General features: G+C 66.6%; 20 protein-coding genes. 5 read left to right on the top strand and 15 right to left on the bottom strand.

Translation table 11 applies throughout. From position 1 onward, the window contains the following. Positions 1–39: 39 nt before the first annotated feature. Both H4W31_RS03225 and H4W31_RS03220 read right to left on the bottom strand, forming a co-directional pair. Positions 40–750 (bottom strand): DUF4190 domain-containing protein, encoded by a 711-nt coding sequence (locus H4W31_RS03225; RefSeq protein ID WP_192765284.1) that lies wholly within the window; start codon positions 748–750, stop codon positions 40–42. A gap of 29 nt (positions 751–779) precedes the next feature. Beyond that, positions 780–1016, bottom strand: a complete 237-nt coding sequence (locus H4W31_RS03220) for a CD225/dispanin family protein (protein WP_225945373.1) — start codon at positions 1014–1016, stop codon at positions 780–782. 284 nt (positions 1017–1300) lie between these two features. Between H4W31_RS03220 and purH the strand changes: the two genes are divergently transcribed. Next, complete coding sequence (purH, locus tag H4W31_RS03215) at positions 1301–3499, top strand: bifunctional phosphoribosylaminoimidazolecarboxamide formyltransferase/IMP cyclohydrolase (RefSeq protein ID WP_318782996.1); 2199 nt, start codon at positions 1301–1303, stop codon at positions 3497–3499. 309 nt (positions 3500–3808) lie between these two features. Then, complete coding sequence (locus H4W31_RS03210; protein ID WP_225945372.1) at positions 3809–5284, top strand: recombinase family protein; 1476 nt, start codon at positions 3809–3811, stop codon at positions 5282–5284. A gap of 66 nt (positions 5285–5350) precedes the next feature. Here the strand turns inward: H4W31_RS03210 and H4W31_RS03205 are convergent, their stop codons facing one another. Together H4W31_RS03205 and H4W31_RS03200 are read right to left on the bottom strand one after the other, a co-directional pair. Beyond that, on the bottom strand, positions 5351–5659 hold the full coding sequence (locus H4W31_RS03205) for a hypothetical protein (protein ID WP_192765281.1): 309 nt from the start codon (positions 5657–5659) through the stop codon (positions 5351–5353). Between the two features lie 719 nt (positions 5660–6378). Continuing rightward, positions 6379–6606: a tetratricopeptide repeat protein gene (locus H4W31_RS03200; RefSeq protein WP_192765280.1), complete on the bottom strand. Its 228-nt coding sequence runs from the start codon at positions 6604–6606 to the stop codon at positions 6379–6381. A gap of 11 nt (positions 6607–6617) precedes the next feature. On the opposite strand from H4W31_RS03200, the gene H4W31_RS43635 reads away from it, so the two are divergent. Further along, positions 6618–6752 carry a hypothetical protein gene (locus H4W31_RS43635; protein ID WP_264084059.1) on the top strand — a complete coding sequence of 45 codons (135 nt, stop codon included), beginning with the start codon at positions 6618–6620 and terminating at the stop codon, positions 6750–6752. 47 nt (positions 6753–6799) lie between these two features. Here the strand turns inward: H4W31_RS43635 and H4W31_RS03195 are convergent, their stop codons facing one another. Both H4W31_RS03195 and H4W31_RS03190 read right to left on the bottom strand, forming a co-directional pair. Beyond that, positions 6800–8089, bottom strand: a complete 1290-nt coding sequence (locus H4W31_RS03195; RefSeq protein WP_192765279.1) for a nucleotide-binding domain-containing protein — start codon at positions 8087–8089, stop codon at positions 6800–6802. Then, positions 8086–8688, bottom strand: a complete 603-nt coding sequence (locus H4W31_RS03190) for an SLATT domain-containing protein (protein ID WP_192765278.1) — start codon at positions 8686–8688, stop codon at positions 8086–8088. The genes H4W31_RS03195 and H4W31_RS03190 overlap by 4 nt, the downstream gene beginning before the upstream one ends. Positions 8689–9144: 456 nt before the next feature. Between H4W31_RS03190 and H4W31_RS03185 the strand changes: the two genes are divergently transcribed. Continuing rightward, on the top strand, positions 9145–9780 hold the full coding sequence (locus H4W31_RS03185; protein ID WP_192765277.1) for a hypothetical protein: 636 nt from the start codon (positions 9145–9147) through the stop codon (positions 9778–9780). Between the two features lie 447 nt (positions 9781–10227). Here the strand turns inward: H4W31_RS03185 and H4W31_RS44665 are convergent, their stop codons facing one another. From H4W31_RS44665 to H4W31_RS03160, 6 genes are all read right to left on the bottom strand, one after another. Further along, positions 10228–10377: a DEAD/DEAH box helicase family protein gene (locus H4W31_RS44665; protein WP_404825687.1), complete on the bottom strand. Its 150-nt coding sequence runs from the start codon at positions 10375–10377 to the stop codon at positions 10228–10230. 21 nt (positions 10378–10398) lie between these two features. Then, positions 10399–10833 (bottom strand): hypothetical protein, encoded by a 435-nt coding sequence (locus H4W31_RS03180; RefSeq protein ID WP_192765276.1) that lies wholly within the window; start codon positions 10831–10833, stop codon positions 10399–10401. After that, positions 10830–11780, bottom strand: coding sequence for a hypothetical protein (locus H4W31_RS03175; protein WP_192765275.1), 951 nt, complete (start codon positions 11778–11780; stop codon positions 10830–10832). The genes H4W31_RS03180 and H4W31_RS03175 overlap by 4 nt, the downstream gene beginning before the upstream one ends. A gap of 494 nt (positions 11781–12274) precedes the next feature. Next, a complete protein-coding gene (locus H4W31_RS03170; protein WP_192765274.1) occupies positions 12275–13237 on the bottom strand; it encodes a hypothetical protein in 963 nt (320 codons plus the stop codon). A gap of 92 nt (positions 13238–13329) precedes the next feature. Continuing rightward, complete coding sequence (locus H4W31_RS03165; protein ID WP_192765273.1) at positions 13330–15318, bottom strand: hypothetical protein; 1989 nt, start codon at positions 15316–15318, stop codon at positions 13330–13332. A gap of 226 nt (positions 15319–15544) precedes the next feature. Next, complete coding sequence (locus H4W31_RS03160; RefSeq protein WP_192765272.1) at positions 15545–16135, bottom strand: toll/interleukin-1 receptor domain-containing protein; 591 nt, start codon at positions 16133–16135, stop codon at positions 15545–15547. A 550-nt stretch (positions 16136–16685) separates the two neighbouring features. On the opposite strand from H4W31_RS03160, the gene H4W31_RS03155 reads away from it, so the two are divergent. Continuing rightward, the gene (locus tag H4W31_RS03155) at positions 16686–17981 is read left to right on the top strand and encodes a helix-turn-helix domain-containing protein (RefSeq protein ID WP_192765271.1); all 1296 of its coding nucleotides are present in this window, start codon (positions 16686–16688) and stop codon (positions 17979–17981) included. A 289-nt stretch (positions 17982–18270) separates the two neighbouring features. Here the strand turns inward: H4W31_RS03155 and H4W31_RS03150 are convergent, their stop codons facing one another. The 3 genes from H4W31_RS03150 to H4W31_RS03140 all read right to left on the bottom strand — a co-directional run bounded on the left by H4W31_RS03150 (position 18271) and on the right by H4W31_RS03140 (position 21403). Next, on the bottom strand, positions 18271–19149 hold the full coding sequence (locus tag H4W31_RS03150) for a replication-relaxation family protein (protein ID WP_192765270.1): 879 nt from the start codon (positions 19147–19149) through the stop codon (positions 18271–18273). 243 nt (positions 19150–19392) lie between these two features. Continuing rightward, complete coding sequence (locus H4W31_RS03145) at positions 19393–20226, bottom strand: replication-relaxation family protein (protein ID WP_318783701.1); 834 nt, start codon at positions 20224–20226, stop codon at positions 19393–19395. A gap of 274 nt (positions 20227–20500) precedes the next feature. After that, on the bottom strand, positions 20501–21403 hold the full coding sequence (locus H4W31_RS03140) for an FkbM family methyltransferase (RefSeq protein ID WP_192765268.1): 903 nt from the start codon (positions 21401–21403) through the stop codon (positions 20501–20503). Positions 21404–21418 lie beyond the last annotated feature (15 nt).

Genomic DNA, 21418 nt, shown 5'->3' with positions numbered 1-21418 from the left:
TCCTCGTGCAGAGCGGCGGAACCACCGCGCGGCGGTTCGTTACGGGCTGTACGGGAAGCCGCCGACGTTCAGTACGACCGTGAGCACCACGTGCGCCACGGAGAGCAGCAGGCCGATGCCGCCACAGATCAGACCGGCCATCACCTGGCCCGAGTTGCTCGCCTCACCCTTGCTGACCTTGCCCCGGCCGATGATGCCGAGCACGATAGCGGCGATGCCGGCCACGATGCCCAGGATCGGGCAGCAGGCCGTGGGAATCGAGACGATGCCCGCGATCATCGAGATCAGGCCGAGGGTGTTGTTCTGGCCCGAGCCGACGGGCGCATAGCCGGCACCCGGATATCCCGGCGCCGCGCCGTACGGCTGGCCCGGCATCGGCTGCTGGCCGTACGGGTCCTGGTACGGCTGCTGCGCGTCCTGGTACTGCGGCTGCCCGTACCCGGGCTGTCCCGGCGCCGGCTGCCCGTACGGCGACTGTCCCGGCGCCGGCTGGCCGTACGGCTGTCCGGAGGTCGGCTGGCCGTACCCGGGTTGCCCCGAGGTCGGCTGACCGTACGGCTGTCCCGAGGTCGGCTGGCCGTACGGCTGTCCCGAGGTCGGCTGGCCGTACGGCTGTCCTGAGGTCGGCTGCCCATAGGGCTGTCCCGGTCCGGGCTGTGGCGGTTGTGCGTACGGATCCTGGGGCTGCGGTGCGTTGGGATCCGACGGCTGCTGCCCGTACGGGTCCTGGCCTGGGTAGCCGGGCTGCATGACAAAACTCCTTCGACAAGTGGTACTGGTCAGGCGCTGGTGGAGCTGCTCACGTTGATGATGACACCGATCACGCAGCACACGATGCTGACCGCCCACAAGCAGATGCCGACGATCAGCGCGATCTTCGACCACTTCCGGGACTCGGTGGCGGCGGCCTGGGCCGCGCCGTAGTTGCCCTGCTGGAGCAGCGGGTTCACCTTCGAGGCGGCCATGATCGCGGGGATGGCGAACGGCCAGCACAGGAAGATGGCGACGATGGACATCGTCATGTTGTTATTGATCTGTTGCGGCTGGGATGAGGGGTAGCCGGGTTGCATCGGTGTTGCTCTCCTTGAGACTTCACTCAGCGCTTATTTTGGATTACCGAGGGTCGATGTCCTAGGGGTGGTCACCGCCCTGAGCGTCCGGCAGCGTACCTAATCAGGACCACTTTGGGGTGCCGCCCGATTTCGACATGCCGACGTGGGCGCAGGGCCCGGGCAGCCGGGCCGCGAGGTCGGGCCGCGCCGCCGGAGAGCCGGCCTGACCTGCCCGGTAGGGTTTGGGGGTGACTGAGCCCGTGTCGGCAGCCCGCATCGTCGTCCTCGTCTCCGGCTCCGGAAGCAACCTGCAGGCGCTGCTCGACGCGTGCGCCGATCCCGCGTACGGGGTCCGGGTGGTGGCCGTCGGCGCCGACCGCGACGGCATCGCCGGGCTGGACCGGGCCACCGCCGCCGGCGTACCCGTCTTCGTCGACTCCGTCGCGGCGTACCCGAGTCGGGAGGACTGGGATCGCGCGCTCACCGCGCACGTCGCGGAACACCAGCCGGACCTGGTCGTTTCCGCCGGCTTCCTCAAGCTGGTCGGCGCGCACTTCCTGGCGGCCTTCGGCGACCGGTACGTCAACACCCACAACTCGCTGCTGCCGGCCTTTCCCGGCATGCACGGCCCGCGCGACGCCCTCGGCTACGGAGTCAAACTCGCCGGGGCCACCCTGTTCTTCGTCGACGCCGGGGTCGACACCGGACCGATCATCGCCCAGGTGGCGGTGCCGGTACTCGGCGACGACGACGAGGAGACCCTCACCGAGCGGATCAAGGTGGCCGAGCGACGACAGCTCGTCACGCAGGTCGGCCGACTGCTCCGGGAGGGCTGGACGATCACCGGAAGGAAGGTCACGATCGGAGTGAGCGACAGGAGTTCCACGGCGGACGGCCGGCGGCCGATCCGGCGCGCGCTGGTCAGCGTCTACGACAAGACCGGGCTGGTCGAACTCGCCCAGGCCCTGCACGCCGCCGGGGTGGAGATCGTGTCCACCGGCAGCACGGCGGGGACCATCGAGGGGGCCGGCGTGCCGGTGACCCCGGTCGAGGCGCTGACCGGATTCCCGGAGACCCTGGACGGCCGGGTCAAGACGCTGCATCCCAAGGTGCACGCCGGACTGCTGGCCGACCTGCGGCTGGACAGTCACGCCAGCCAGCTCGACGAACTCGGCATCGCGCCGTTCGACCTGCTGGTGTCGAATCTGTACCCGTTCACCGAGACGGTGGCGTCGGGCGCGGACGAGGATCAGTGCATCGAGCAGATCGACATCGGTGGGCCGGCGATGGTCCGGGCGGCGGCGAAGAACCACGCCTCGGTGGCGGTGGTGACGTCGGTGTCGGCGTACCCGTCGGTGCTGGCGGCCCTGGCCGACGGCGGCTTCAGTCACGGTCAGCGCCGGGCGCTCGCGGCGCGGGCCTTCGCCGACATCGCCGAGTACGACGTGGCCGTGGCCAACTGGTTCGCGGTGCGTTCGGGCCCGGACGACCAGGAATGGCCGCCCTTCGCCGGGCTGGCCCTGCACGCGACGACCGGCCTGCGGTACGGCGAGAATCCCCACCAGCAGGCGGCGCTCTACACTGACCCGTCGGCGCCGGCCGGACTGGCCCAGGCCGAGCAGTTGCACGGCAAGGAGATGTCGTACAACAACTACGTCGACGCCGACGCGGCGTGGCGAGCCGCGAACGACTTCGCCGACGTACCGGCGGTGGCGATCATCAAGCACGCCAACCCGTGCGGCATCGCGGTCGGCGCGGACGTGGCCGAGGCGCACCGCAAGGCGCACGCCTGCGACCCCGTCTCCGCGTACGGCGGCGTGATCGCGGTCAACCGGCCGGTCTCGGTCGAGCTGGCCGGGCAGGTGGCGGAGATCTTCACCGAGGTGGTCGTGGCGCCGGACTTCGAGCCCGGTGCGGTCGACGTACTGGCCGGGAAGAAGAACATCCGACTGCTGCGGGCTCCCGCCTGGGCGCCGCTGCCCGCCGAGTGGCGCCAGGTCAGCGGCGGCGTACTGGTGCAGATGGCCGACCGGGTCGACGCGCCCGGTGACGACCCGGCCGCCTGGACCCTGGTCGCCGGGGAACCGGCGGACGAGGCGGTACGCCGTGATCTCGCCTTCGCCTGGCGGGCCGTCCGGGCGGTCAAGAGCAACGCGATCCTGCTCGCCGCCGACGGGGCGACCGTCGGGGTCGGGATGGGGCAGGTCAACCGGGTCGACTCGGCGCACCTCGCCGTGTCCCGGGCGGGTGCCGACCGAGCCCGGGGCTCGGTTGCCGCCTCCGACGCGTTCTTCCCGTTCCCGGACGGGCTGAAGGTGCTGACCGACGCCGGGGTACGGGCCGTCGTACAGCCCGGCGGGTCCGTCCGGGACGACGAGGTCGTCGCCGCGGCGCGGGAGGCCGGCATCACCATGTACTTCACCGGCACCCGGCACTTCTTCCACTGACAGCGGTCGCGAGCACGCTTCGGGCAGACAGACGAGAGCCCGGGAACCACCCCCTGGTTCCCGGGCTCTCTGCTCTGTCGCCGTTCGGCGGTTCAGGCGACGACGTGCCTGTCACCGTTCGGTGGTTCAGGCGACGACGTGCTGCTTGAGTTCTCCTAAGTGTCGTTAGATGCTAACGTCGATGTGTTACCAGGCCAGGGCATCGATGGGAGGGACGTTCCGATGATACGGCGGGGATCGCGGGTCGGAAATCGGATTCGCTTCGAGACGAAGGACGCCCTGCTGGCCGGTGGCGCTGACGTGCGGGCAATGCGGTATCAGCGGGCCAGCCAGGACAGGAAGCAACAGGGCAAGAGCGTCGGCGATCAGGACAAGCTGAACCTCGCCGAGATCACGAAGCGCGGTTGGGCGGACGCCGGGTCGTTTACCGACAACGACCGGTCGGCCAGCCGGCACGCGACGAAGGACCGGCCCGAGTTCGAGTTGCTGATCGAGCAGATCAAGGCGGGCAAGGGCGACGTGCTGGTGATCTGGGAGATCTCCCGCAAGGAACGCGACCTCGCGGTGTACGTGAAGATCCGGGACATGTGCACCGAGGCCGGCCTGTACTTCTGGCTGGTCGGCGGGGTGCTGTTCGACCTGCGGGACAAGAATGACCGGATGATGCTCGGCTTCCAGGCGGTACAGGCGGAGTGGCTGGCGGACCCGATCCGCGACAACGTGTTGCGTGGCATCGTCGGCGCCGCCGAGGCGGGGCGTCCACACGGAAGGCTCACCTATGGCTACCGGCGGGTCTACGACCAGGGGACGAAGGCGTTGTTGCGGCAGGAGCCGGACACCGAGATCCGCAAGGCGACAGCGGCGGACGGGACGGTGACCGAGTACAGCTACGCCGGGATCGTGCGGGACAGCTTCGCCAAGGTGGCCAGAGGAGTTCCGCTGATCACGGTCGAGAACGAGTTGAACGGCCGGGGCATCCCGTCGCCGCGAGGGTCGACGTGGCGACGGTCGATGATTCGCAAGCAGGTGTTGAACCCCGCCTACATCGGCAAGCGGGTGTTCCGGGGCGAGGTGATCGGGGACGGCATCTGGCCGGCGCTGGTGGACGAGGACACGTACTGGGCGTGCGTCCGCCTGCTGGAGGACCCGTCCCGGACGACGACCCGTGCAGGACGGGCCGTCCACCTGCTGTCCTACATCGTCCGCTGCGGGGTGTGTGACGGGCCGATCGCGTCTAGCCACGGGAACCATCGGAGTCGGGAAGGGCGGTTGTACTCCTGCCTGCGTAAGCGGTGTGCCGCCGTCAAGTCGGAGTTTCTTGACGAGTATGTGCAGCGGACCGTGGTGGCGTGGCTGTCCCTGCCGGAGACTGGCGAGATGCTGTCGGCCCTGTCCGGTGGAGACGAACAGGTGGCGCACGCCCGGGCCGAGGCGGGACGGCTGCGGGCCGAGCTGGAGGATTGGCGGAGGCTCGCCGAGACCGGGGATGTTACGGCGATCTCGTTCGCCCGCGCGGAGAAGGGCTTGACGGCGCAGATTGCCGATCATGAGGAACGCGCGCAGGAGGCGGGTATCCCGCCGGTTCTGCGAGGGATGCTCGGTGAGCACGCGGCGCGGAAGTGGGCTGAGTTGGGCGACGAGGTTGCGGTGAAGCGGGAGATTATCCGTACCGTGGCGGAGATCCGGCTGCTGCCAGCCGGTAAGGGCAGCCGACAGCCATTCGGGGCGCATCGCTTGGACTGGAAGTGGCGGTTCGGCCCGGAAGCCGAGGAAAACGGGGCGTAAGCGGCCGGACGACATGAGCGCCGGGCGGCCGAGCCTGCTGTGGCCGGTCCGCCCGGCTCGTGCATGTCAGGCTGCCCGGTCGGTGGCGGTGGTGTCGCGTTCGTTCCACCGCAGCATCCGGGCTATCCGGATCGCCACGTCAGGGGTCATCGGTGGTGCGGTTCGGGCGAGTGCCTGGATCTCGTCTTCGGTCGCCGGGTCGAGTAGGTGGCGGGCCATCGGTAGCGTCCCCCGTGCGTCCGGGTGGCCGGGTGTGGTGGCGTGTGGATTGTCGTCGGGGGTGGGATCGCCGTCCGGCGTCGCCGCGCAGTTGAGCGTTCCCCGGTCGCCTCGTGGGCGACGGCGCGGGTTAGGTGTCGTCTGGCTTGTGGCCATGTCCCTCCGCTGTGGATGGCGCTCGTCGGGTCCGGTGTGTTGTGGTCATCGCTGTTCGCCTTTCGGTAGTTGAAAATGACGCGTAGGCGTTTCCATCCGCGTTTCCCGTAGCCGCTGGTAACGGCTTATCCGTCAGGAATCGAAGACCCGGCACAAGCCGGGAAGTGCGGTGTGAGGAAAGTGGCACATTCGTGTCGGCTCATCGCGCCGACGCGATCGGCGGATCCCGTGGCGTTACGGCTCTCGCCGGTGCTACGGCGCTACAGGCAGCGACTGGGAATGCCGGGAACAGGGGTTACCGGCGCAGCGGCGAGGCGGGAGCCTCACCGGCACCGGCCACGAGGCGCGTTCATTGCGGCCTTGGTGCTGTACGCCGCTCGTGCCGTGCTGTACCGTTCCGTATTGGTTAGTCCGTACCCCCGTAGTTCGGTTGCGCTGACAGTTCCACAAAGGCCGGACTGGTGAGCAAGTTGTAGTACGGGTTACGAGATCTCGTGTACGTGCCTTCGGCCGCGCAGCAAGCTATGGCGTTTGGCCGCCGAAGCGCGACTGGCAATCTTGCGTATTCGTTCTGTGCGAGTTCTCCGCTACCAGCCAGCCGCTGTTACGGATTGTGATCGGACTTCTTCGCCATGCCGCGCCAGTAAGCGAGGTTGTGGCGGGTGGTCAGGGTGTCGGGGTGGTCGGGGGTCCAGGACCCGCAGGCAGTTGCCGAGTAGCTACTCGGCGGCTTCGGTGGCGCCGGCGGGGTCGCCTGCTTCGCCGAGCCAGCGGGCGAGGCTGTTGCGGGCCGTCAGGGTGGTGCGGTGATCGGGGCCCAAGATCCGCAGGCAATCGTCGAGCAGCTGCTCGGTGGCCTCGGCGGCGCTGGCCAGCTCACCCGCTTCGCCCCGCCAGTAGGCGCGGTTGTGGCGGATGGTCAGGGTGTCGGGGTAGTCGTCCTGCACGCACTCAGCGGTTGCAGATCGTTGAGCTTTTTGGAGCTGTCGCGTTCGGCGCTACACGATCCACGTCATTGGCCGCACTGGTGGCTACCTTGGCCAGCGCGTTCTCGATGCTGATCGTCATCGGCGTCAACCGGGTGGTGATCTAGCTTTCCGGCCGCCGACCAGTAACGACGGCCATCACCGCTCTGTAGCGCTATGCCGCGTTGGTGCTGATTGGCACGTCGATGACGTCACGTGCGACCACGATCCCGTCCTTGACGATGTAGCACTCGACGACGTGCTCCCCGCGGAAGCTGGTTCGCTCGTGCCTCACGCCGGGGCGGCTCGACGAGATGATCTGGCCGCGGATGTTGTTCCGGCGCTCGGCCTCGTCCCCTCGGTTCAGCACCTTCCACTTCACGTCATACGGCTCCGGGACGCCGCACTCGGTGATCGTGAAGTCGAGGCCCTTGTTGGCGAGGAGCGGAGTCCGGTCGCGGAGCATCATCCGCAGCAGGGTCGGTTGCCAGCCGTTCTGCGTGACCTCGCAGTCGATCGTCACCGAGTGCCCGATGTCGACGGGGAACAGGTTCTCGATGAACTCCTCCGTGTCGCTGAACGACCGGGCGGACTTGGTCGTCTCAAGCGGAACCGCCGTGCCGAACACCTTGCGCCACTTCTTGTGCGCAGATGCCTTGCCCTCGTCGGCGATAGCCTCGAGGCAGCGGTTGTATGCCTTCTTTGCCTTCGGCTGGAACCGCTTCTTCACCGTCACACGCTGGTTGCTGCCCAGCGCGAGGTAGTAGTCCTTGTCAGGCTCGTCCGCGAGGAACTTAAAGAAGTCCCGGACCATAAAGTCGAACCAGAGAGACCCCTTGTCGTCGTACTCGGTGGTGGTCGAGAAGAACCGGTGTACCAGCGTGTCGATAAGCAGGCCGCCCATGACGACGCCGTTCGTGTCCTTCCACGCTCGGGCCATCCGAGCGAGGTGGCGCATGTTCTTCGACGTGCGATCGTTGCAGTCCTTGGTCGCCGTGATCTCGTGGCGCGGCTTGGTGACCTTCCAGCTCTCGGACTTCGTGTCCGGGTAGTCGAAGGTGCCGTCAGCGTTCTCGAAGGCCGGCTGAACCTCGAACTTGAACTTGTTGCTGGTGAACTGCACCCGCACGACGCACTGGTCGACGTGGATCTCGGTGTTGGGATAACGAGCCTTCAGATCATCCCGGACGCGGTTGAGGATCCTCCGCGGCCCACTCTCGCTGTCGTAGCTCGAGCGGAGGTTGGCCGGGAGGATGTAGATCATGTCGAGGTCGGACACCCCACGGATCGCCGTGTGTCGCCCGTAGGAGCCCACCATTAGCCGGTTCGCGGTGGATCCCTCGACCGACCTGAAGTCCTTGTTCAGCGCCTTAGTGATCTCATCCCGACGCGCGGCGATGGTGGTGCTGGCGTCGCCGACCTTCAGGTTCTCGAGAAGGGTGTCGAAGATCTCCGAGACCTTCATGCGGCCGCCTCCCTCTCGTTGAGCCGGAGGGCCTCCGGCAGGAAGAGGTCGATCTCGCGTGACGTGAACGTCAGCTCCTCGTTGTTCTTAAGCCCGTCCTGCGCCTTGCCATATGCCTTGGACGTGGTCCTGGGCGCGTCGGCGTAAGCCACACGCGTGGCCTCTTGGAGCTTGTCACGGCGCTCACGGGCATCGGACGCCGACGTCGCGCCGGACATCAGGTCGGCGATCAGAGACAGGTACGACTCGCGCACGTCCCACAGGCGCGAGGCGATGTCGCGGTGCGCCTCGGACTCCTCGCCGAACTTGAAGCTCTTCGTCGCGAGGGTCAGCGCTGTGACGATCAGGGCGATGAACGACGTGACGAGGCTTGCGATCTTCGGGCTCACGAAGTTCCCGAGCAGCGCCGCGAGGAACGTGCCGGCGCTGACCGCCGTGAAGACGACAAGCGCAGCCTGCTGGCTGCGATGCTTCCGGAAGCATAGGTCGGCTTGCTTCTCGTGGGTCTTGTGGCTGTAGACCACACGACCGAACGCCTCCCGCACCTGGGCCAACAGGTACTCATCTCGCTCTGTCTTGACGGCGGGGTCTGTCGCCATCTCTCCCCGTTCGCTAGCGACCAAGAGGTGCACACCCCCGGTGGGTTCCTCCCGGCCGCACGTGCCGCGGAAGAGCGACGGTCACTGACTATCGCTGCACTCGGACTTAAGTATGGCTGGGACCACCGACACACTTGGTGCCCGAGGAACTCTTCCTCAGCCTCGGGGTTGTGTGGCGGCGGGCCCGTACCCGGTGGGGTGCGGGGCCTGGGGTGACTGGCTGCCTCGCGTATTCGACTGGTGCGAGTTCTCCAGGTACTTCGCGCTCGGTGCTCAGCTTCGGTCGGCGGGCTCGATGACGGCGCCGGTTTAGACCTGGAGCGTCCCGGTCGCCGAGCCGGGCCGGTGCATCGCCACCAGTCACCGCAGTATGCCGGTCAGCGGTCGATGCGCAGCAGCTCGACGGCGTGGGCCTCTTCAGTGACCAAGTTGCGGGCGCCCGAGACACTTCAGCGCATGGACGCCGCGCTTCCACTCCTCGGAGCCACCAACGCCTGGATCACTCCGCCTGTGGCCATCTCCGTTACCGCGCTGATCTTCACGCTCGCATCGTTCTGGTGGATGCAGGTTCGCCGCGGTCGCCTGCGAGTGGAGACGGGGCACGTGTTCAGTGGCGCCATCACTAATAACAAGATCGTGCTCGACATACCCCTGGTCTTTCACAACCCGGCCCCCGCCTCCCTCGTGGTCGCCGACATCAAGCTGCGCCTGAGCGGCGGCGCCGGCGGCGAGAACTCCCCGGACCACAAGGGACTGCCCAAACGCATGTTCTGGATCGCCTTCCACGGGTCTGTCTACCCAGAATCGGACAAGCACCGGCAGTACGCCATGCCGTTTGCCGTCGAGGGCCGCAAGTCGGTCGAGAGGGTAATCGAGTTCCAGTGGGACACTCCCGAGACCCAACTGAAGGACGGTCCCTACGCCGCCACCGTGGAGGTGCTGGTCCTGCCGCAACGTTGGGGGCGGCGACGATGGCGTACCACGTGCACTCTCGCGTTGCGGACAGACCTGTGGTCCGGAAACCGGAACGCGCTGATACCTCGAACCAACGACCCCGAGTTCTACGAGGCCATCAAGGACGTCACCGGCTAGATCAGGCCGCGTCATGGCACCGCCGAACGGCAGGTCACCGGAACTGCGAGCGGGCGCCGAGGCTGGGAAGCTTTTATCTTCAGGTCTCGGCGCGGACCAGGTCGCTGCGGGCGTTCCGGTGTCAGCGGCGATCGGCCGCGTCAGTGAAGCGGACCGAGATGCCAGCGAGCCGAAGGGTCCGGACCTACCTTGCGGTTTCCGGCTTGATCGGCTGATGGACAGGAGAACGGTTAACGGAGTCGCGGCCGCGCCGAACGCCGCTGGCAGGAGAGGCCACCGCCCCGGTCGGCCGACGATGTCGCCGCTGGCGCACGGCGTCAGCCCTGCGGGCGACCGCCGCTCCGAATCGCCGAGCCTCGGCAGGCCCGTCGCCGACGACGCTGCCCCGAGATGCTGCACGGTCAGCAGGAGTAAGACGCTCGGCAAGGTCTTCAAGCGATCGGCCCGCTAACCGTGGCAATCGGCCCGCAGGTCCTCGGCGACGGGCCCGTCGCCGAGGATCGTGGTGGCGACGTTGAGGCCCCACTCCGACCTCGCCTGCGATATAAACTGCAGGACAGGCGTGGTGCTGATCCCGAGCCCGCCGCCGTCGGAGATCAGCGGCGACCGGCAGGCTGACTACATCCTCCAGGTGCGATCAGGCTGCTTGAGCTCGTTGACGACGAACTCGACGTTCCCGAGGTCCTTAAAGGGGCTCGACTTGGCGAGCTCCGTAATCGAGTCGAGCAAGCTTGCTGCCGTCGTGGCATCGTCCTTGCGCATCGCGACGTCAAGGTTGTCGAACAGGCGCCGGAAGTTCTCGCGGCGCTCGTCGTGGGTCAGCTCCAGCCCCCGGAGCAGTACGTCGCGCTGCGCGACGATCCGTTCCCGCTCGGTTGCCTCCCAAGCACGGATCTCTTCGCGCCGCGTCGACTCCTCCTGGATGACCTTCACCCAGTGGTCTGCGGTATCGACCATCTGAGAGAGCACCTGGCCCAGGTCGACAGCCTGGGCCGCCTTGCCAACGACAAAGGCCGTCTTGCCCAGAGACGTGATGTTCGGAACCTTGCTCATGAATACTTCTCCACAATCTTGATTGACACTTCGGTGAGTTGACCGGTGTCAGGATCGAGAACGAGTGTCTCGATCACCTCACCGATCGCGGTCACGAGTTGCAGCGCCCGGAGGAAGTCCGCGCCGTGAACGTCAGGATCGAAGTCGAGGACTTCAAGCTCGTCGATCGCGTGCTCCGCCCGGACGACCAACCCGGAGAGAACTGCCTGCAGTTCACTGATACGCGTGTCGACGCACTTCAACAGTGCTTTCACGGTCTCCATGTTCTCGATGGACACCGCGAGCTTTGCCGCGTACTCCCGCGCCTTGGTCTTCTGCTTGGCACCGAGGATGCCGACAGTGATACCCGTGATGAACGCTGCAGGAGCGATCATAATCAAGTTCAGAACGATCGCACCCGCAGCCATGCCGCCGCCGCCCGCCGCAAGCGATCCGCCCCCGAGCCACGCGAGAGTCGCGTTCGTGGCGGCCGCACCGCTGAGACCACTGATGGCAGTGCCCGTGCTCGCCGACGCGAAAGCAGACACACCCCACAGGGCGGCGCCCTGTGCGCTGGCCACCGCGCCCAGAGCTCCGAACCCGCCGGTCAGCCCCGTCCGCGCCTGTTCGACGTCGAACTTCAACTTCGGCAGTGAGGGCACCGCAACTTCGACACCCGCAACAACCTTGCGATCGAGCCGCTCAACAAGGTGCTCGTTCTTCTCAAGCCACGCGGCGAATCGGCCGATCGTCTCGGCTTGTGCGCGTAGTTGATCCTTGCCGTAGTCCTCCGCAAACTCGTGCGTACGGCCCTGGCAGACCTCAACAGCGCTGACTGCCAGCTCATGGTCGCGCTGTGCCGCCTTCGCCGTCTTGTTCGCCTGGACCAGATCGGTGACGCCCTTGCCAGCTGCGCCAACCCCGGCGGCAATCAGGGCGGCGAGCGGGATGACGAGTGGTGCGACCAAGATTGTCTCCGATCGGGCATGCCGAACAACAGGCACCTGATGTTCGCAGCCGCTCCGCCAAGTTGTCGATGTGTCCCAGGTGAATCAAGTCCCGCCGCGCCTGCTCCCAGGACAGACCTGGGTATCCTTCGCGTCGGATGTACGTGAGGTAACGGCGATGGCGGCAGAGCTCTTGGCGGGGTGGCGTCCGTAGCCGCTGGTGTGGGTCGACGCCTAGTCCGGGCACCCCCGGCGATCACCGGCACCCGCAAACCCCGCGGCGCCGAACTCGGCCACTTGCGAGGCGCCTGCAACCGAGCGATCAACAGCACCCGCGCGGCGGTCGAACCAGCGATCGCGCACCTGGTCAACTGGAAAGTCCTCGACACCGGCTGGCGCGGACGCCTCACCGACTTCCCCGAAGTCCTACGCACCGTCACCGGACTGGAGATCTACCGAACCAGGGGATAGCCCCATTCTGAATAGCGCTCCAGGATCGGCGGGTCCGGAGATGCTCAGAGACGCCGGGTTCCGTTGACCGACGGGCCGTCGGCGCCGGGCCGGGGCGGCGGCACCGTACTCGCGGGTCCTAGTTTCACCGGCGAGAGAACGGGATGTTCCGTCCAACCAGCAGGGGCAGGGCGTTTGCGTGACACCGCCTCACGGATACGATCGGTTAGCTCGTCCCTAAATCGCTCAATGTCGACAGCCTGCATCACTCCTTTTTCGATCAGATACGTCAGCAGCTCCGACGACCGCACGTCGCGTGCCTCGTCGCGATCGATTCCAGTCTTCCAAACCTGCATGATGAGGTCGAAGGTCCCTTCCGTGTCCTGCGGATTCTCGGCCACGTGCGCGAGTAGTAACTGGTAGGGGTCAAGATCCAGTCCACGAAGGGCCGACAGAGCTTCCTTGTGCCTTTCCAGCTCGCCGGAATGTTCGATTCTCTTGATCTCGTTTGCCCGCATGGCGGCCAACTTGGCCTGCTCATGGCGCTCGGCTTCGATCTCCCTATGGCGTTGCGAATCTCTGCGGTCGGCCAGGTATTCACGTGCGGCGAGGTCGGGGGCGAGCTGTGCGTACACGTGGTAGATCATGATTCCTTCAGGAAGGGCGATGCCTTCAGCGTGTCCGTGGTTGAACCGTTCCTCGGCGAGGTGAGCCTCATCGATTTCGAACTCGCGGACCGTGGCCCTCAGCGCGTCCGTGACGTAGTTGAGGATCGCGGAGGCGCCGTAGGTGATATTGCGGCGTACCACCTCGGCCGGATCCGTTACACGGAATCCGATGCTCAGTGTCGCCTCCAGATAATGCGCGTGCCTTGCGGTTGGCAGGTCCAGTCCGCCGAGTTTCGCGATTCGCCGATGATCTGCCACGTCTATCTCATGTCGCGTCCAGGCGAACAGCGGGGCCTGACGCCTCCACTTGAAGCGGACGGTATCCGAGTCGGTCACCTCGCCCGCGGCGTTCGAGTACACAACGGCTACCCCAGGTCGCGAGGCAGGGGTGCGCTGCCAGCCGGGCCAGGCGACAGGTGCCGAGCGAATGATTGGCTGGAATCCACGTGCCATTACGTCTGCTCCATGTTCGTGGCGTCGGTCTCGAGCCGGTCGAGGTAGCCTTTGACGGCGGTCGCGGTTCTTGTCAGTGCTTGTAGGTGATCAGGGCTCTGCCACTGTTCGACCAGATGGCGTACGGTGTGCCGCATCCGCTCGTCCTGCTGATATACGGCACCGACCAGATATATGAATGCCCGCCGCATCGTCTGGTTCTTCTCCGCCATGACGGCCCAGTCGGTGAGAGCCGCGGCGGCTTGGTCACCGAAGGTCCAGGACTGTAGGGCGTTTGCCCACAGGAGACGCAGCCTGCCCCGCAGCCGATGGTCGCCGTCGGCGAGGACGAGCAGGACTGGCCACAACTCCGGTGCTCCGCGGTCGTCGTCACCCATCTCGGCGATCAGCGACCGTGCGGCTTCGAGGAATGCCCGCTGCGCTGCCGGTTCGCGCCGGTAGTTGGGCAACCAGCCGCACAGAGCCGACAGAACCGGGCCCGCGAGTCGGCAGTCAGCCCGCCCAGCGAGATCGGAGAGGCTGTGTCCGACAGAGGTTCTGACCTCGTGCCTGTCGACGACGGCAAGCCTGCCGAGCCGGTCGATCAACCACGTCGGGTTTGTCGATGCGAGGCTTACGCCGTATGCACGGGCCGCCGTAGCCCGCGTCCGCGTATTGCCTCGGACTCCGCCGTGCCATTCCTCGACGAGACGCACTACGTTTGCCGCCGTGGAGGCGGTGGTGGCAGGCACCCGGAGGGCGTTCGCGACCGCCTCGCGGCGCAGGTCATCCTCGTCCCGGGCCCAGGGGGCGAACATGCGGTGGTGCAGATAGTCGAAGTTTTGGATGGAAAGAAGCCCGAGGGCTGTCGCAGCGCGAATCCGGACACGCTCCGGCTGTTCCTTGGCCGACGCCAGTTCGAGCAACCAGGCGGTGATCGCCTCGGTGAGTCCGGATCGACCCCAGAAGTGCTGGATGACGCGCCGGGGATATGTCCGTTCGGAATATTCGATGGCGTGGACGACGGTGCGGCCGAAGGAGCCTCGGGTATACACCTCCCGCAGGCACGCGCGGAATTCGTCCAGCCGGTCCCGGTGACCGGCCCGACCGACGTCTGTCGGCTTGCTTTTCGTGGTGTCTAGTTTTGACAGCAGCAGTCTGCCTGTTTCCGTCACCGTTTCATGGGGCAACCCGTCGAGTACCGCAAGTGCGATGGCGAAGCAGATGTCCTCACGGTCGGTGAACCCATCGAGCCAGATGGTGAAGTCGTCGGCGTTCCGTCGCGCCATCCTGTCCCGCACGAGCGTTATGTTGGTCTTGCCGTCCTCGGTGGCGCGTTGGACGAGTTCGGCGAAAGTGGCTGCCCGCCTGCGCGGCAACCGCGGTACCAGATCGTCGATGGCCGGGCCCATTCCGTCCTGCTCGAGCACCTGCTCCGCCCGGTAGCCGAGGCGCCAGCGCAGGTGGCTTTCGACGATGGCTCGATGCGTCGGGGGATCGAACGCTGGAAGGCGGTGGTCGAGCGCCTCCTCGTCCGCGAGCCGGGTATCGGGCCCGACGATGATGACCAGCCGAGCCTTGGCCTCCATGAGGAGGTGGTCCAGGTTTCGCAGTTGGCGCCCGGAGACAATCATCGCGGCCTCGGGTTCGAGTATGAGGCCTGCGCCCCTGAACCGGCCGTCGGGCTGCCGCCGTTCCACCTCGATCGCATCGGCGAGCTGTGCAAGATCCACGGCCGGGTCCAGAACGTAGATCGTGTCATGGGCTGCCTCCAGCAGCAGCCTGATCGCGAGAGTCGTTCTGCCGTGGCCGGCCGGGGCCTGCACGAGGGAGGTGTTTCGGGCCTCGAAGTCGGCCTGCAACTTTCCCATGGCTTGGGGCGGTGCGAATGCGACGCGGGCCGGCTCCAGCAACAGGGGAGACAGACGGTGCATCTGCGCGGGTGTCTCGCTTCGACCGAAGGAGATCATGTATTTGTCGCCGCCGACCAGGTCGCCCTGGATCAGCACCTGCTCCGCTTCTTCCAACCACTGTTGTCGCCGGGTCGCGTTTCCCGGGTCAGTCGCCGGCGCGGTTCCCGTACCGCCCGGTTCCGCACGACCGTTCACCTCACCCGTGCCGCCGGTCCTACGGTCCGTCCCTGAGGCCGCGGTTTCGGTGCCGGCAGGGGTGACAGTCTCCCGGTCCGGGGCCCCCGCGTCTGGTCGGGGGTCGTCCGCGGTGGGGCCCGGCCCCTCACTCATACCGGGTCACGTACTTGGAGCCGTTGACGATGTCTCCACCCACGCGTACGCGGCCGTTGAAGGTAATGCCGCCGGCCGCAGGTGGGCTGTCCGACCGCTTGGCGCCGGTGCCGGGACCGTTGCTCGCCACCACAAGCTCCTGGAGTTGGTCGAGCAGGCGTTCGAGGTCCCGGTCCGCGCTCCGATGACGCAGAGTCAGGTATTGCCGGTGCTCGAGCGCGGCGAGCGACGCCGGCAGAACGCCATCGGAGGGCTTCGCGGCGCCACCCACCAGCACAGGGATGATTGGGATTCCGATTTGGAGGGCGAATTCGATTTCCTGCCGTACGAAGTCGTCCGTGCGATCTACGCGACGTTCGCCATCCGCGTCGGGAACCAGCCATCTGGGACCGATGACGACAACCATCGCCACACATTTGGCGAGCTGACCCCACAGTGTGGGCCGGAAATCGACTCCGAGCGGAATGGACTTGCTGTCCAAAAAGGATTCGCCCTCTCCTAGCCGCTCGTCGATGCTCCGCGCCAGTAGCACGGCAGCCGATGGATCGTCACTGTTCCGATAGCTGATAAAAACCTTGGCCATTGCGCTCTACTCCCGAGGTGGATTGGCATCTGTTCCAGAGGCCCCGGATTGGCATCCGGAAATATACCCCTCAGGCGCCCGCTTGGGTATGTGCCAACGCTCGGCCTGCCCGGACGAAGGCATACGTATGGATGATCGGCTCGCAGAGGGGGGAAGTCCAGCCGGTGCCCGTTGCCCGCCAAGAGGGAAACGGGACACGCTGTCTGGTGTCCCTGAACTTCCGGTCCTCGGTCGTACCCCGACGACCACGCCCGCTGCGGCCATCCAGCCGAACGCGACCGCAGATGCCAGTTCAGGCCACCATAGGGCCACCGAGCCGGCGGTGACGCCGAGAGCGACGGCACCACAACGTCGTATCAAGTCGAAGCCAATGAGCTTTGCCACCATCGTCATCCAATCGTTGATACCGATTCCCGCTCTCGGCTCTTCCATCGAGTTGAATGTCTCGTGTAGTCTCGCCTCAGCGGGTCGCTAATAGAAGCATGCAGCGTCACGGGGTCAGCGGACAGTTGTTGCCCAGCCAGTTACGTCCCAGGCAACGGGAGACGAAATGCCTCGAAGCGTCGAGAAGGACACACCGTCATTTGGAAGTGCGTTGCGGGAGCGTCGTAACGCCGCTGGCCTGTCGCTCACGGAGTTGAGTCAGCTGGTTCATTACAGTAAGAGCTACCTCAGCAAGATCGAAAATGGGTTGAAGGTTCCGAGCCTGGATCTGGCGCGGAGGTGCGACGCGCAGTTGGGCGCCCGTGGAGCCCTGGCCGCGCTCGCGCCGGAGTCGCCACCGAGCCCCTCGCCGCCTCCGGCGGGTACGGCGGACGTCTGGACGATGGGTCTCAGCCCCGACGGACACAGCGAGTTCAGTGGCCGGCACCGGCAAGGCCCCGAGACGACCGGGGTAGCCACCGTGTACACGTGGAGGCTGCAGCCGACCTCCGGCCCACGACACACCGAAGGCGAAACCTTACCCGCCTTCCTGACGATATTTCAGGAGTCACGCCGTCTCGGACAGACCATCGCACCAGCGGCACTGATCCCCATGCTGATCGCGCAGACCAACGCCCTCCGCGTCATGGCGCCGCAGGCGAGGTCCGACGATCGGGCTCGCATACTCACCCTCGCCGCACGCTTCGCCGAGTACACGGGCTGGATGGCCCAGGAGGCCGGCGACGACGGGGCGGCGATGTGGTGGACAGATCACGCTTGCGACCTCGCAGAGGCAGCGGGATACCACGACCTCGCGGCGTACGCACTTGTCCGGCAGGCGCTGATCACGATGTATCGACACAATGCCCCCGGCACCGTCGAACTTGCGCAACTGGCCCAGGAGCAGACTCAGAATCCCAGGATCTGTGGACTGGCCGCGCAACGTGAAGCCCAGGGGCATGCCATTGCCGGTGATTACGACGCCTGTCTGAGGGCTCTCGACCGCGCCCGCGACCTGCTGAACGTGCGCGGTGAAGACGACGAACCCATCATCGGCACGTCAACCGTCGAGGATCCAGTCACCCTCGCGACTGCTTGGTGCCTCCATGATCTCGGACGTCCGGAAGCGGCGGTCGAACTGTTCGATGCCGCGATCCGCAGTATCCCCGTGCACGCGCACCGTGCGAGAGCCCGTTACACGGCTCGGTGGGCGCTTGCGTTGGCAGCTGCCGGGGAGACCGAGCGGGCGTGTCTCGAGGTGGAGCCCGTCCTGGAGGCCCTCGCCCGTGCGGACTCCGCCACCATCCGGGTGGACCTCCGTCGGCTCGCTCAGGAACTTGCACGGGCACACCACAAGACTGCGGTGCGGGAACTGTCACCCCGCCTTGCCTCGACCCTCCACACCGGCACCCTCCACACTTGACCGCCGCCGCTTCAGGCCACCCGGTTGATGGACGCACGACAACGGCGCATCGCCATCCGTTGGCTCCGACCAGTCGGCGATCAGTCTCCGGTCAACCCAGCCTGTCAGCCTCGTCTCGTCGGTAGCGCGTGATGTGGCGGGTGGTCTGCCAGACGCAGGTTGTAGAGCGCGGCGAAAACCAGGGAGGGTACCTCGATCCGCTGCCAGCGCAAGATGCTGTTGGGTAGCCTCACCCAATGGGAACCCAATGGGGCTGCTCAATAACCGCGCCGAGCGGATGCCGCCAGGATCACGCTGTCTGGCCTCGCTCGCCCGGCAGGGCATGGGCGAGGCTGGCGAGGCGTAGCGGCGCACCGGGCTGGCGGTGGATGCGCCAGACGTCATCGGCGGGGTCGGCGGCCCGTTGTCTGGCGCTGTCGCGGGCTGCGGTGGCGATCGGGTATCTGCCGCCGGCCTCGGTGAGGCGTGTGTGGAGGTGACGTTCTCGGGCGGCGGAGTGCAGCCAGAACAGCACCGGCCATGCTCTGCCGGTTACTCGGGCCAGGTCCAGGTATCCGGTGATCTTGGAGATCAGGACGGAGAGGGATTCGGTTCCGGTGTCGTGCTCGACGAAGAACGGCAGGCTGATCCCGTGTTCGGTCCAGATCCCGTGCCCATCAGGCCGGGCCCGTGGCGTGTAGACGCGGACCCGCACGTCGTCACCGGGCTCGGTGAAGGCGCCCATCCGTTGGTAGCGGGCTGCTGGCCACCATCGGTCGAGGCTGGCGTCGGGGTGGGCGCGGGCGTGTCCTGCGAGGTCGGTGAAGAACTGGTTAGTGCCGAGCAGGTGCGGCAGGTTGGCCCGGTTGGTCAACTGCCATCGTCGTCGGCGGGCGTGGTCTTTGCGGGGCAGCTCGTCGCCGCGGTGCGCGGCGACGACCTCGGTCCCGAGTTGGCCGAGGACGTAGTGATAGGGGTAGGTGCCGCCCTGGGCCCGGAACGGCCGGAACCGGCCCAGCAGGCCGACCTGGCAGAGTTTGCGGAGGCGTCGTTGGGCGAAGTCGAGGGAGCCGTACAGGGCGTGGTTGATCTGGACGGTGGTGAGCACGCCGTGGTCGGCCAGCCAGCCGAGCAGGACGTGGTCGCGGTCGGTGAGGCGGGCCTGTACCCGCAGGAACGTTTCATCCATGATGCATCCTTCGATGAATTCTATACGCGTTTAGCCCCATGGGAGACCCCCAGATAGAGGTTCTGTCGCAGCACGGCGGCCGGGTCTGACAGGTGCCGTGACGTGCGCTGTTGGGCGAAGGCAGGGGTCGGTCTGGGGGTCCGGATGAAGACCGACACCCCCACCGACACCCGGACGCACCCCCGAACCACCACCGGCCCGGGTTCTGTCAGCGGAGCCGGCTGCTCCGTCTGCTGAGGACGGCTACCGGCCGATCTCGGCCAACCGCAGCAGCACGGCTGGCTCGGCGCCGACGACGCGCCAGATCGCCTCGGCGCCGTTGCCGGCCGTGGCGAGCTGCTCGAAGGTGGTGGTCGCGACGGTCACCGGTAGCGGGTCGGCGGTCAGGTCGCGGTGCAGCTCGTCTTCCCGCTGGCGGGTTGGGCACAGCACCAGGACAGCGGTGGCGGGCACGCCTCGGGGAGCCTGGCGGTAGTCGGCCAGCCAGGCAGCCGCCGGCGGTGCCGGGGTGCTGGATAAGCGGCCTGGCTTGTCGTGGTCGACGTGCAGGAGGAACCGGACCGCTGCCCCGTCCTCGATCCATACTCCGTACGCGCTCGGTGCCGCCGGCACCGCATGCTCGCGTAGCCACACCGCCGCTTCCAGCGCCCTGCGCCACCGGAACAGAACACCCCGCCCTTGACGGCGGGCCTCACCGACCAGGCCGACGAAGAACTCGTTGACCACGAACAGGTCTGGGCCTGGCTTGCCCATTGCCACCGGTACCGGCCGATTTGCCTCGCGCAGCCGGACAGTCAACCTTTCCGCCCCGTCAGCGCTCAGTTCGTAGTACGCCAGATGCGTCGGGTCGTTCCTGTGAACGAACCGGCGCACTAGCCCCGCCCGCATCAACCTGGTTAGGTGACGGACAGCGGCGGGCCGACTCCCGAACAGCAATGCCGTTATCTGCCCGGTGTGCAGCACTCCGTGCTCTGCCAACAGGGCCAGCAACGCCCAATGCCGCCGACCCAGCCTGCGGGTGTCGCCGCCATCAGGCCGACGAGCAGGCGGGACCTTCGGGTTGCCGTGCGGTCCCACCTCGTACCGACGCAACGCCGAACCCTCCCCCCGAGGATCGACCAAGCAAGCTCAGCCCCCGCCGTCTGGTACGACGCGGGCCCGGACTCCAGCCTGCCAGCCGATGCGACACTGATTTCTTGTCTACCAATACTGATCAGAAAGCGCTTTCCCAACCATCGCTGTCCACCAGATCAGCCGAAAAGCTGATGGACGAATCCGCTCCATTTCTACAAAACGGATAAAGTGCTGCGCCGTCTGGCGTCGCCTTTCCGGCGCTGCTGGACTCGTAGCCTCACGGGAGGAAGGCCGCGTTGACCCGCGAGAAGATGATGTCACTCATGTCAGCGATTGGCTCATGCCATCGACGGGGCGCGATGGGATGACGTTGGGCTCGGGGGTAGGCGCTGGCGGCGTAGTCGTTGTCGAGGCGGTACGCGTGGAATCCTGCCGCGGTGAGCGGTCCAGTGACATCGGTAGGTGCGAGTCCCTGCTTTGCCAGTAGGCGCGGGGTGATCTCGATGACGAGTTCGGCCGAGGGGCGAAGGTGATCAAGCGCTGGGGTGAGTCCTCGGACGATGGCCGCTTCGGCTCCTTCGGCGTCGATCTTGATGATGCGGGCCTGGGCGAGTTCGCTTCCGGTGGTGAGGCTGGGCAGGGGTCTGGCCTCTGCCTGGAACGCTATGGCGGCGCAGCGGCGTGGCCGTACGTGGGTGGTGTTGCCGAGGTTGGCCGTACTCGGTGTGTAGAAGGTGACCTGGTCGGTGGTGTCGTATGCGGCGGCGCGAACGATCCGGATGTGGTGAAGGTTGTTGGCGTGTGCGGCGGCGGCAAGGGTGCGGCCGAAGTGGGGGGAGGGTTCGACGGCGACGACGCGGCCGGTCGGACCGACGAGGTGGGCGGCGAGCAGGCTGTAATAGCCAATGTTCGCGCCGACGTCGATGAAGGTGTCGCCGGGGGCGAGGCGTCGGCGTATCCAGGCGGTGAGGTGTGGTTCCCAGGTGCCGAACAGGTAGAGGTAGCGCTGGATGATGTCGGTGGTGTTGAGGTTCGGGAAGGCGACGCCGTCGACGGTGTGTGCGGTGATGGTGACGGGATGGCGGGTCAGGTGGTCATTGAGGCGGGTGGCTAGCTGGGCACCGCCGGGACCGTGTCGGAGGTAGGCCCGGAGAGTGTTGGCAATAAGGCGCTGCGACATCGACGCGGCTCCTGG

Source organism: Plantactinospora soyae (assembly GCF_014874095.1).
GTDB classification, from domain to species: domain Bacteria; phylum Actinomycetota; class Actinomycetes; order Mycobacteriales; family Micromonosporaceae; genus Plantactinospora; species Plantactinospora soyae.
This window is presented reverse-complemented; position numbering and strand designations above follow the sequence as displayed.